The 11,723-nt window shown below is 64.2% G+C and carries 7 protein-coding genes; all 7 read left to right on the forward strand.

Annotation, left to right across the window (positions count from 1 at the left end; all coding sequences use genetic code 11):
• Positions 1-286: 286 nt before the first annotated feature.
• The 7 genes from DFO68_RS00250 to DFO68_RS00285 all read left to right on the forward strand — a co-directional run bounded on the left by DFO68_RS00250 (position 287) and on the right by DFO68_RS00285 (position 11,607).
• Positions 287-1,963: an AMP-binding protein gene (locus DFO68_RS00250; protein WP_133480911.1), complete on the forward strand. Its 1,677-nt coding sequence runs from the start codon at positions 287-289 to the stop codon at positions 1,961-1,963.
• Between the two features lie 265 nt (positions 1,964-2,228).
• Positions 2,229-6,254: an ATP-dependent RNA helicase HrpA gene (hrpA, locus tag DFO68_RS00255; RefSeq protein ID WP_133480913.1), complete on the forward strand. Its 4,026-nt coding sequence runs from the start codon at positions 2,229-2,231 to the stop codon at positions 6,252-6,254.
• A 148-nt stretch (positions 6,255-6,402) separates the two neighbouring features.
• A complete protein-coding gene (locus tag DFO68_RS00260) occupies positions 6,403-7,170 on the forward strand; it encodes an MlaA family lipoprotein (protein WP_133480915.1) in 768 nt (255 codons plus the stop codon).
• 12 nt (positions 7,171-7,182) lie between these two features.
• Positions 7,183-8,397 carry a PP2C family protein-serine/threonine phosphatase gene (locus tag DFO68_RS00265; protein WP_133480917.1) on the forward strand — a complete coding sequence of 405 codons (1,215 nt, stop codon included), beginning with the start codon at positions 7,183-7,185 and terminating at the stop codon, positions 8,395-8,397.
• A complete protein-coding gene (locus tag DFO68_RS00270; RefSeq protein ID WP_133480919.1) occupies positions 8,384-8,893 on the forward strand; it encodes an STAS domain-containing protein in 510 nt (169 codons plus the stop codon). Before DFO68_RS00265 ends, DFO68_RS00270 begins: the two co-directional genes overlap by 14 nt.
• A 240-nt stretch (positions 8,894-9,133) precedes the next feature.
• On the forward strand, positions 9,134-10,318 hold the full coding sequence (locus tag DFO68_RS00275) for a multidrug effflux MFS transporter (RefSeq protein WP_133480920.1): 1,185 nt from the start codon (positions 9,134-9,136) through the stop codon (positions 10,316-10,318).
• Between the two features lie 275 nt (positions 10,319-10,593).
• Positions 10,594-11,607, forward strand: a complete 1,014-nt coding sequence (locus DFO68_RS00285) for a PstS family phosphate ABC transporter substrate-binding protein (RefSeq protein WP_133480921.1) — start codon at positions 10,594-10,596, stop codon at positions 11,605-11,607.
• Positions 11,608-11,723: the final 116 nt, after the last annotated feature.

Raw genomic sequence — 11,723 nt, forward strand, 5'->3', positions numbered from 1 at the left:
AGTTGTTTTACGGTGGCAATGTCGTAGGGCTATCGCAGTTGGATCTGACGAGGGGTGCCGGGGACAGGTCGTAGAGAGGGTCCTACGCCAGGGATGGCGTCGGTAGCGCCCAGGGAGGGGTTCACAGCGCCTCTCAATGGTCCGGCACTCCGGGACCTGTCGCGACGGATGAGGCCCGAGCGATACTGCTATCTGCGATACCCTTGGGCAATGCCGCTGTTATGACGCTTGGCGCATACAACAACGACACCGCTGATGCCCTCAGCCGCTGCCGGGAGAACTGTCCATGAGCGACAATGCCAAGCCCGCCATCCTGTCCGGAGAGACCCTGGAAGGACTCGATGACTACGCCTCGGTAATGGATATCTTCCACGCCTCGGTGAGGCGATTTGCCGACAAGCCAGCCTTCAGCTGCATGGGGCGTGTGCTGACCTATGCCGAACTCGACCGCCTCTCGGCGGACTTTACCGCCTGGCTACAGCAATCGACCACGCTTCAGCCAGGGGAGCGTATCGCCATCCAGTTGCCCAATGTGCTGCAGTTCCCGGTGGCGGTCTTTGGGGCTTTGCGGGCGGGGCTGGTGGTGGTCAACACCAATCCGCTCTATACCGAGCGCGAGATGGCCCATCAGTTCAAGGATTCCGGGGTCAGGGCCATCGTCATCCTGGCCAACATGGCTGCCAAGCTTGAACGGATCCTCGAGCGCACCGATATCCAGCAGGTGGTGGTAACCGAACTCGCCGACCTGCATGCTTTTCCCAAGCGCCAGTTGATTAATGCCGTGGTCAAGCACGTCAAGCGGATGGTGCCGGCCTACTCGCTACCCGGCGCCACCCCGTTCAGAGAGGCCCTTCGCACGGGCGCCGGGCATCGCCATCGCGAGGTGACCTCTGGTCCCGACGATATTGCCGCGCTGCAGTATACCGGCGGAACCTCGGGGCTGCCCAAGGGGGCCATGCTGACCCACCGCAACCTGGTGGCCAACATGCTCCAGGCCCGTCAGGCCATCGGCCCGGCGCTTGCCGAAGGCGGCGAGACCATCATCGCGCCATTGCCCGTCTACCATATCTATACCTTTACGGTAAACGGCCTGTTCATGATGGAAACCGGCAATCATTCGGTGCTGATTCCCAATCCCCGCGACCTGGATGGCTTCGTCAAGACTCTCAGAAGGGTGCGCTTCACCGGCTTCATCGGCCTCAATACCCTCTTCAATGCCCTGTGCGATCGCGAGGACTTTCGGCGTCTCGACTTCTCCCGCTTGCACCTGACGATCTCCGGCGGCATGGCGTTGACGCACTCTGCGGCGCAGCGTTGGGAGGCGGTTACCGGCTGTCCGGTGGCCGAGGGCTATGGGCTGACCGAGACCTCGCCGATCGTCAGCTTCAACCCCGTGGAAGCCATCGAGCTGGGTACTATCGGCAAGCCGGTAGCGGGCACCGAGGTAAAGGTGGTCGATAGCGATGGCCGGGATGCGCCTCTCGAGAGCCCCGGTGAGCTTTACGTCAGGGGGCCGCAGGTGATGAAGGGCTACTGGAACCGTGATGAGGAGACCGCAGCGGCGATCGATGACCAGGGGTGGTTGCGTACCGGCGACATCGCTGTGCTCCAGGCGGATGGTTATATCCGCATCGTCGACCGCAAGAAGGACATGATCCTGGTCTCGGGTTTCAACGTGTACCCCAACGAGATCGAGGACGTGGTGGCGGCCCATCCGGGAGTGATCGAGTCCGCGGCCATAGGCGTGCCCGACGCGACCAGCGGCGAGGCGATCAAGCTGTTCGTCGTCGCCCGTGATGCGTCCCTGGATGCCGAGACCCTGCGCGCCTGGTGCAAGAAGGACCTCTCCGGCTACAAAGTGCCCCGCTATGTGGCGTTTCGCGATGCGTTGCCCAAGACGAATGTGGGCAAGATCCTGCGTCGCCAACTGCGTGATGAAGAGTGCGAGAAGGCGGGAGCCTGATTCTGGCCACTTGAGTTGCCCAAGACGCTGTCAAGTTCAGCAAGATCCTGCATTGCCAACTGCGTGACGAAGAGAGCGAAAAGCGCGAAAAGACGAAGGCTTGATCCCGAGCGTCGACGATAGTCAGCGTCTTGCGAGCGGATAGTCAGGCTTTGTTGGCCGCGATTAGGCGCCGCCCAGGCCTCGGCGTTACAATGTAGTGTCTGCCCGGGAGTCCCGAGCGGGCTGTTCATGATGACCGTGACCGGAGACGATCATAGAAACCTTGACCACCGAAACTCGCCAGACCCCTTCCGCGAATGCCCATGACGCCGCCGAACTCGATGCCCTGAGCCGCGAGCTCGATGAGGCCCTGCGGCGCGACGTTCCAACCCTGGATAAGCGCCTGCGCGGCCTGCGCCGGCGCCTGCGGGAGGGCAAGCCCGTGGACCGTGGCCTCACCGAGGTGCGACGTGCGCTCGAGCGGTCGCGGCAGCAGGTGGAGCGTCGCCGGGCGCGGCCGGTGACCCTCGAGTACCCGCCATCGTTGCCGGTGGCCGAGCGTCGCGAGGATATCCTCGCGGCCCTGCGCGAGCACCAGGTGGTGGTGGTGGCCGGCGAGACCGGCTCGGGCAAGACCACCCAGTTGCCCAAGCTCTGCCTGGAGCTGGGCTTGGGCCGCCGCGGGTTGATCGGCCACACCCAGCCGCGGCGGCTGGCGGCGCGCTCGGTGGCCAGTCGACTCGCCCAGGAGATGGAGGTGCCGCTGGGCGAGCAGGTCGGTTACCAGGTGCGCTTTACCGACCAGAGCCGCGACGACACCCTGGTCAAGCTGATGACTGACGGAATCCTGCTCGCCGAGACCCGTCACGACCCGGATCTCACGCGCTACGAGGCGATCATCATCGACGAGGCCCACGAGCGCAGCCTGAACATCGACTTCCTGCTCGGCTATCTCAAGCGTCTCATTGTCCGGCGTCCTGACCTCAAGGTAATCATCACCTCGGCGACCATCGACGTCGAGCGCTTCGCTGCCCACTTCGGTGAGCCGGGACGGCCGGCGCCGGTGGTGGAGGTTTCCGGGCGCACCTACCCGGTGGAAGTGCGCTATCGGCCGCTGGTACGCGATGACGACGACGAGGAGGACCGCACCCTGCAGGAGGGCATCCTCCACGCCGTGGAGGAGATTGAGCAGGTTGAGCGGGATCGGCGCTGGTCCCATGGCCCGCGTGACATCCTGGTGTTCCTGCCCGGCGAGCGTGAGATCCGCGAGACCGCCGATACGTTACGCCGTGCCGACCTCAAGGATACCGAGATTCTGCCGCTCTATGCGCGGCTCTCCAATGCCGAGCAGAATCGTGTCTTCACCCCTCATGCGGGACGACGCATCGTGCTGTCCACCAATGTGGCGGAGACCTCGCTTACCGTGCCGGGCATCCGTTACGTGATCGACCCAGGCCTGGTGCGCCTGAGCCGCTACAGCTACAAGGCCAAGGTCCAGCGCCTGCCGGTGGAACCGGTCAGCCAGGCCAGCGCCGACCAACGCAAGGGGCGTTGCGGACGGGTCGCCGAAGGGGTCTGCATACGCCTCTACGACGAGGAGGACTTCCTCGCCCGGCCCGCGTTCACCGACCCCGAAATCCGTCGCACCAACCTCGCTTCGGTGATCCTCTCGATGCTGTCACTGCTGTCGTTAAACCCCGATGACATCGAGGCCTTTCCCTTCGTCGACCCGCCGGATTCGCGCTTCGTCAGTGACGGCTTCCGGCTGCTGTTTGAACTGGGCGCGGTGGATGCCGGTAACCGCCTGACCCCGCTGGGGCGCAAGCTCTCGCGGCTGCCCATCGACCCGCGCCTGGCACGCATGGTGCTGGCCGGTGCCGAGCAGGGGGGCTTGCGCGAGGTGTTGATCGTGGTCGCCGGTCTGGCGGTGCAGGACCCCCGCGACCGCCCGGCGGACAAGCGCCAGGCCGCCGACCAGGCCCACCGCCGCTGGCAGGACCCGGACTCCGATTTCGTGGCCCTGCTCAACCTCTGGCACGGCTTCGAAGCTGCCCGGGAGACGCTCTCCGGCAACCAGTTGCGGCGATGGTGCAAGGAGCACTACCTCAACTATCTGCGCCTGCGCGAATGGCACGACACCTTCCGCCAGCTGCGCCAGCTGCTACGCGATATGGACGTCGAGGTGCCCCCGCCGGCACCGCGGCCCCTTGCCGATGCCCCGGACAGGGACGACAAGGCCCGCCGAGAAGCTCGACGAGAAAGCGCCGTGGCCCTGCACAAGGCCCTGCTCACCGGGTTGCTCTCACACCTGGGACTGCTCACGGAGAATCGCGAGTACCTGGGCGCCCGTAACCGCAAGTTCCTGATTCATCCGGGCTCGGGGCTGGCCAAGACGTCACCCAAGTGGCTGATGGCCTTCGAGCTCGTGGAGACCAGCAAACTCTTCGCGCGCACCGTGGCGCGGATCGAGCCCCAGTGGATCGAGCCATTGGCCGGCCATCTGGTCAAACGCACCCATGTCGAGCCGCACTGGGAGATGAAGCGTGCCCAGGTGGTCGCCAGCGAGCAGGTCACGCTCTTCGGCCTGCCGATTGTCAAAGGTCGCAAGGTCCACTATGGCCCCATCGCCCCGCAGGAGTCCCGGGAGCTGTTCATTCGCCGGGCGTTAGTGGAGGGCGAGTTCAACACCCGCGGTGAGTTCTTCGCCCACAATCGGGCGCTGGTCGAGGAGGTCGAGGATCTCGAGGATCGCGCCCGCCGGCGCGACATCCTGGTTGACGAGGAGACCCTGTTCGCCTTCTATGATGAACGGATTCCCGAGCACATCGTCAACGGCAAGGGCTTCGAGGCCTGGCGCAAGAAGGCTGAGCGCGACAATCCCGACATCCTCAAGTTCGACCGCGAGGCCCTGCTGGCGCGGGAGGCCGGGGAGGTCACCGAGGCCGACTACCCCGACGAGCTGGTGTTGGGTGGCGTGCGCTATCCACTCTCCTACCACTTCCAGCCCGGGGCCGCGGACGACGGCGTGACGCTGACCGTGCCGGCGGCCATGCTGCCCCAGCTGCCTCTGGCGCGGCTCGAATGGCTGGTCCCGGGCCTGCTGCGCGAGAAGTGCATCGCGCTGATGAAGTCGCTGCCCAAGGCGGTGCGCCGCCAGGTGGTGCCGATTCCCGACTGGGTCGACGCTGCGCTGCAGACCTTGACGCCGGACGACGTGCCGCTCATCGAGGCGCTGGGCGAGTTCCTGCGCCGCAAGACCGGCGTGCGTGTTCACCCGGATGACTGGCGGCTTGACCAGCTCGACCCCCACCTGGTGATGAACCTGCGGGTGGTGGACCATCAAGGGCAGATGCTTGGCCAGGGGCGTGATGCCCGCGAGCTGGAGCGTCGCTTCGAGACGGCGGCGGGAGAGGGCGCCCGCTCCCTGGCCAAGCAGGTCAGCAGTGAAGGCGAGCTAGAGGCTCTGCCCGAGACGCCCCTGCCCGAATCCCGGGTCACCACTCAGGCAGGTATTCGGGTCGAGGCTTACCCGGCTCTGGTGCCCGTCAAGGACGCCTTCCAGGTTGAGCTCTTCGACCATCCCGACAAGGCCCGTGAGGCCCATCGACAGGGCGTGGTCAGGGCCGCCATGCAACGCCTGCCCGACCAGGTGCGGGCCATCGAGTGCCTCAAGGGGCTCGAGACCTGTGCGCTGCTGTTTGCCAAGGTCGGCAGCAAGCGACAGTTGATCGATGATGTGGTGGCGGCGGTGTTCCGCCAGGTACTGGCTAGCGAGGCGCTGCCGCGCTCGCAGGGCGAGCTGGAGCAGCGCCTCGCGGCGACGCGCGAGGCGCTGCTGCCCCGGGCCAAGGTTCTGGTGGCCACCCTGGAACAGGCGCTCAAGGGACACCTGGCGGTAACCAAGGCGCTGAAGGGGCAGCTGAACCTGTCCCTGGCGCTGGTCTACAGTGATCTCAAGATTCAGATGCACCGGCTGGTGCATCCCGGTTTCGTCAGCGAGGCTGGAGAGTGGCTTGAGGAGTATCCTCGCTACATGGACGCGGCGCTGATTCGCCTGGAGAAGGCGCCGCGGGAGCGCATGCGCGATCAGATGCATATGCAGCAGGTCCAGGACTTCGAGGCTCGCCTGGCCGCTCGCCGCGACAGCACGCGACGCGGCGGAGTGGAGGATCCGGCTCTACGGGAGTTCGGCTGGTGGATCGAGGAGCTGCGCGTCTCGCTGTTCGCTCAGCAGCTGGGCACAAAGTTGCCGGTCTCCACCAAGCGCCTCGAGAAGCGTTGGGCCGAACTTACAGGGCGTCGGGCATGAACCGAGTCCGGGGTGGTCTGTTCCAGCGCTGCAAGCTACAGTGCCGGCTGCGTGAGTACCGGCAGCATGAGGACCGGCAGCGTGGTGGTGCGTCGCCAATGAGCGTCATGACAGAAAACCGCTGGGAGGCGGGCAAGCAATGATAGCGATGAAACAAAGTCTGAAAAGATGGGCAGGGCAAGGAGCACTGGCGCTTCTGCTGGGGACCACCGCGGGATGTGCTACCAGCGGCGATGGGCGGGAGCAAAACCCCAACGACCCCTGGGAAGGTTTTAACCGCAAGGTGTTCGCGTTCAACGACGTGGTCGACCGCTACGCGCTCAAACCGGCCGCCCGCGGTTACCGCTTCATTACGCCGGACCCGGTGGAGACCGGTGTTGGCAACTTCTTCTCCAACCTGGGCGAGCCGCGCACCGTCCTCAATAGCCTGCTGCAGGGCAAGGTGCGCAACGCCAGCATCGCCACCTCGCGCTTCCTGATCAATACCACGGTAGGGATCGGCGGGCTCTGGGACGTAGCCAGCCGCATGGAGATCACTGGCCAGGAGGAGGACTTCGGCCAGACCCTGGGCACCTGGGGATGGGAGGAGTCCCGCTACCTGGTGCTGCCGCTGCTGGGGCCGAGCACGGTACGCGATACCGGCGGCCTGCCGGCGGACATCTACAGTTATCCGGTCACCTACGTGGAGGATGACGAGGTCCGCATCGGCCTTACCGCCTTGAGGGTGGTCGATGCCCGGGCCGCGCTGCTCGACCGCGAGAAGCTGATCCGCGGCGACCGCTACAGCTTTATCCGCGATACCTGGCTACAACAGCGGCGTTTCGAGGTCAGCGATGGCAAGCTGGGTGAAGACCCCTTCGTCAGCAACGGTATAGACTTCGATGCGTCGGATTTCGATGACGCCTCCGCCAAATGAGGCCATGACAGCATGTCACCCGCCAAGCCACTGATCGGGGTCATCGATACGCCGGGCGAGGAGCGTGACGCCCTGGCCGAGACCATCGCCCGTGAGGGCCTGGCAGTGTATGCCGCCGATAGTCTCGAGGCGCTTCCCGAGGAGATGGCCCTCGTCGTGGCCCATGCGCGGGCGGTGCCTCGTGACGACTGGACTCGGCTCGCTGCGCGCCTGCCGACCTTGGTGGTCAGCGACGAGCGTCAGGATGCCGACTTGCTGCGTGCGGTCGACGCCGGCCTGGTGGACTACATCGTCGACCCGCTGCGCCATGGCTCCCTGCTGCGGCGCATGATCGGCAAGGCCATCGAGGTGCATCGGCTGGCTGTGGAGCGAGAACATGACCGGAAGCGGCTGGCCAAGCTCAATGCTGATCTGGAAGAGCTTAACGAGAGCCTGGAGACGCATCTGGCGATGCTACGCCTCGATCAGCAGGCAGGCGGACAGATCCAGCGCAAGCTGCTGCCGACCAGGCCGCAGACCCTCAGTGGTGTTACCTTCGACTACTGGCTGGCGCCTTCTCTCTACCTGTCCGGCGATTTCCTTGATTTTCAGGCCTTCAACACGCGTTATAGCCTGTTCTATTTCGCCGATGTCTCGGGCCACGGGGCCTCGTCCGCCTTCGTTACCGTGCTGCTGAAGTATCTCTCCAATCGCTGGCAGCACGAGTGGGACGGTGAACATCCCGAGGCCCTGGCGGCGCACTGGCTGGCAGCGCTCAATCGCGAACTGCTGGATGCCGGCATCGGCAAGCATGCGACCCTGTTCGTCGGGGTCATTGACCATCAACGTCGATATCTCCACTATTCGCTGGGCGCCCAGCTGCCCATGCCTCTGCTGGTGACCGACACCGGGGTGACGCCACTGCCCGGCGAAGGCATGCCGGTTGGCCTCTTCCCGGGGGTCGACTATCCCAAGCTGGGCTGCCAATTACCGGAGCATTTCCGGTTGTGGCTGTGTTCGGATGGTATACTGGAGTGTCTGCCGGGAGACACGCTTGATCTGCGGCTCAGGGAACTCGAGCGGCGGGTTCTGGCCAGCGAGACGCTGGAGGACCTACGTGGCAGCCTCGCACTGGGGCCCTTGGCGAATGATGATGACGGTATCGCCGAGAGCAGCCCGGGGCATGAGGAATTGCCGGACGACCTGACGATCATGATGGTGAGCGGATTTGGCAATGATAGATCATGAGGGCCGTATCAAGGCAGCATTCGATTCCGGGGTTTTCGTTCTCAAACTGTGCGGGGATGTACGCCTGACACTGTGTGCGACCCTGGACCGTCAGGCCCGACAACTGGCCGAGACCCCGGGGCTGGAGACGCTGATCATCGACCTGCGTGACACCACTAACGTGGATTCCACGGCACTGGGCTTTCTCGCCAAGGTGGCCATGGCGGTGCAGGGACGTGTCAACGAGCGACCGACGATCATCGCCGACAATCCCGATGTCCGGCGGATGCTCGACGTCATGGGGTTTTCGCGGATATTCACCTTGGTGGAGACACCGATCATCGAGACCTGCGCGCTCTGCGAGCTTCCCGAGATTCCCATCGATGTCGAGGAAACCCGCCGGCGGGTTCTCGAGGCGCACCGTATCCTGATCCGCCTTAACGAGCACAACCGCGAGGAATTCCAGCCACTCGTCGAGATGCTCGAGGCTCAGGAGGCCGCCTCGCACGAGCATTGATCAAGGAGGCCCCGTGATTACGGATCACTTCCTTGCTCTGCTCTCACGGCAATGCTTCCCTTTGCGCTAGAGGACCCCGGCGGCACGGATACCTTCCCAGGTGGCGGCGACCTCGATCGGGGTGCGCTCGGCCCCGATGCCATGACGTTCCTAGTGCTCGACCAGCGAGCGAGCCCGGGTCAGGGTAGCCTCGCTGTCGGGAGCCACTCTGGGCTTTTAGCTCGTGCTGCCGGAGGTACCGTGACCCTGAATTCGCGACGCGTGGCGCTGCTGGTGGCCGCCAACACGGCCCTGGCACCCTTTGCCATCGATGCCTACCTGCCCGCCATGTCGGTGATCGCCGAGCATATCGGTGCGAGCATCCATCACACGGAGCTTTCGCTCTCCGCCTTCCTGGGCGGCTTCGCTATGGGGCAGCTGGTCTTCGGCCCGGTCTCCGACCGGCTCGGCCGCAAGCCGGTGCTGCTCGGCGGCCTGGTGGTCTTCCTGCTGGCCAGCCTGGTGATCACCCTGGTGGGCTCACTGGAGGCGCTGCTGTTCTGGCGCTTCGTCCAGGCGCTGGGGGGTGGGGCCAGTGTCGTCAATTCGGCGGCCATTGTGCGCGACTGTTTCAAGGGCAGCGAAGCCGCTAAGGTGATGTCGACCATGGCCATCATCATGCTGATGGCGCCGCTGGTAGCGCCGGTGGTGGGCAGCGGGCTGCTCTATCTCGCCGACTGGTGGCTGATCTTCGTATTCCTTGCCGCTTACGCCGCCTTCCTGATCTGGCTGCTGGGCACTCGGTTGCCTGAGACCCGCGCCGCCGACAGGTCAGGAGCCACCCCCTCCCGGGTGCTGGCCAACTATGCCAGCGTGCTGGGTGATCGGCGGGCCATGGGCTTCATCACCGCGGCCTCGATGTCGTTCGCCGGGCTGTTTGCCTTCGTTACCGCTTCGCCGTTTCTCTATCTGGAGCACTTCGCGCTGACGCCGTCTCTCTATCCGCTGGTGTTTGGTGTCAACGTGGTGGCCATGGTGGCATCCAACCGTCTCAATATCCGCTTGCTGAGATGGCGGACTCCCTTGCAGAACCTGCGCCTGGGGCTGGGGATCCAGTTGGTCGCCGCCCTGGGTCTGGTGTTGCTGGTTGCTACCCGGCTTGAGTCGCTTGCCACCATGGTGCCGCTGATCGTGCTGTTTGCCGGGACTATTGGCCTAATCGCACCCAATGCCATCACCTCGCTGCTCGACCGGTTTCATCACATGAGCGCCACTGCCGCGGCCCTGCAGGGCAGCCTGCAGTTCTCCTGCGGTGCCCTGGCGGGAGTGCTGGTAGGGGCCTTCGAGGTCGACAGTGCATGGCCGATCGCGGGCACCATGTTTGGCGCCTCGCTCGCAGCCAACGTCGGTATTCGCGTACTGGCAGGGCGGGAAGTACGTGATTGAGGCGTCGCGGCCGACCGAATCACCCACCGCCTAGATCGTCGACTACTGCAGGGCGCATCGCTCTCGCTTTGTAGCCTGGCGGCGATGCTGTTCTGAACGGGTTGTCTCGCGATCGAAACAGGACGATGTCACGTCGCTGTCATCTTTCTGGGGCAGGGTGTGCAGCGTAGCGGGTGCATCCTGCTTCCGGTCGGCGCTGTCATGAAGTTGTCATCTGGCTGGGGCAAGGTGTTCCCCGTGAAGGTTGCACACTGTCCTCATCAGGAGATCACTCCATGAACCGCATCCTCAAGACCACCGCTATTGCTGCCGCTGTCATGAGCGTGGCCACCGTGGCCCAGGCTCGCGAGCAGGTCCGTATCGTCGGCTCCAGCACCGTCTATCCGTTCGCCAGTTACGTGGCCGAGGAGTTCGGCGCCACCACCGAGTATCCGACGCCGGTCATCGAATCCACCGGTACCGGTGGTGGCATGCGACTGTTCTGCAACGGTGTGGGAGATGACACCCCGGACATCACCAACGCCTCGCGCAACATGAAGCCCGCCGAGTTCGAGCGTTGTACCGAGAATGGTGTCACCGACATCACCGAAGCCTTCATCGGCTACGATGGCATCGTCTTCGCTCAGTCCGCCACCAACGAGGCGATGAACCTTACCCGTGAGCAGCTCTTCCTCGCCTTGGCGGCAAAAGTGCCCGTCGATGGCGAACTGGTCGACAACCCCTATACCCAGTGGAGCGACATCGATCCTTCGCTGCCTGAGCGGGAAATCGCCGTGTATGGCCCGCCCACCACCTCGGGTACCCGTGATGCCTTCGAGGAACTGGTAATGGAAGCTGTCTCCGAGGATATGCCGGCCTACGGTGGTGAGGCCTATACCAATATCCGCTCGGACGGTGCCTTCATCGACGCCGGCGAGAACGACAACCTGATCGTTCAGCGTCTGGCCGAGAATACCGATGCCTTCGGTATCTTCGGTTACTCTTTCCTCGAGGAAAACCGCGATACCCTGATCGGCTCCAGCATCGACGGTGTTCCGCCAACACCCGAGGCTATCGGTAGCGGCGAGTACCCGGTATCGCGTTCGTTGTTCTTCTACATCAAGAATCAGCATGCCGATGACGTGCCGGCGATGTATGCCTACGCCAAGATGTTCATGAGCGAGAAGATGATCGGTGACATGGGCTACCTCAAGCCCCTTGGCCTGATCCCTGCGCCGCAGGAAGTGCGTGAAGAAGCTCGCCAGGAAGTGCATAACCATGAGCCCATCGAACTGGCCGACCTGAAATAAGCGGGACTGGATCTTCCGTCCTGTCCGGCCGGTAACTTGCGTTGCCGGCCGTCTGACGTTGCGGCAGGCGGTTTAGTGTGCGGTCCGCCTGCGGTTGAATTCCTGTGAGAGAGCCC

The organism is Halomonas ventosae, from assembly GCF_004361885.1.
Taxonomy (GTDB): domain Bacteria; phylum Pseudomonadota; class Gammaproteobacteria; order Pseudomonadales; family Halomonadaceae; genus Halomonas; species Halomonas ventosae_C.

What these genes read in the sequence shown, in the direction of transcription:
- DFO68_RS00265 (WP_133480917.1), top strand. Translation starts at nt 7,183, where the DNA reads ATGTCACCCGCCAAGCCACTGATCGGGGTCATCGATACGCCGGGCGAG.
- DFO68_RS00270 (WP_133480919.1), top strand. Translation starts at nt 8,384, where the DNA reads ATGATAGATCATGAGGGCCGTATCAAGGCAGCATTCGATTCCGGGGTT.
- DFO68_RS00250 (WP_133480911.1), top strand. Translation starts at nt 287, where the DNA reads ATGAGCGACAATGCCAAGCCCGCCATCCTGTCCGGAGAGACCCTGGAA.
- DFO68_RS00285 (WP_133480921.1), top strand. Translation starts at nt 10,594, where the DNA reads ATGAACCGCATCCTCAAGACCACCGCTATTGCTGCCGCTGTCATGAGC.
- DFO68_RS00260 (WP_133480915.1), top strand. Translation starts at nt 6,403, where the DNA reads ATGAAACAAAGTCTGAAAAGATGGGCAGGGCAAGGAGCACTGGCGCTT.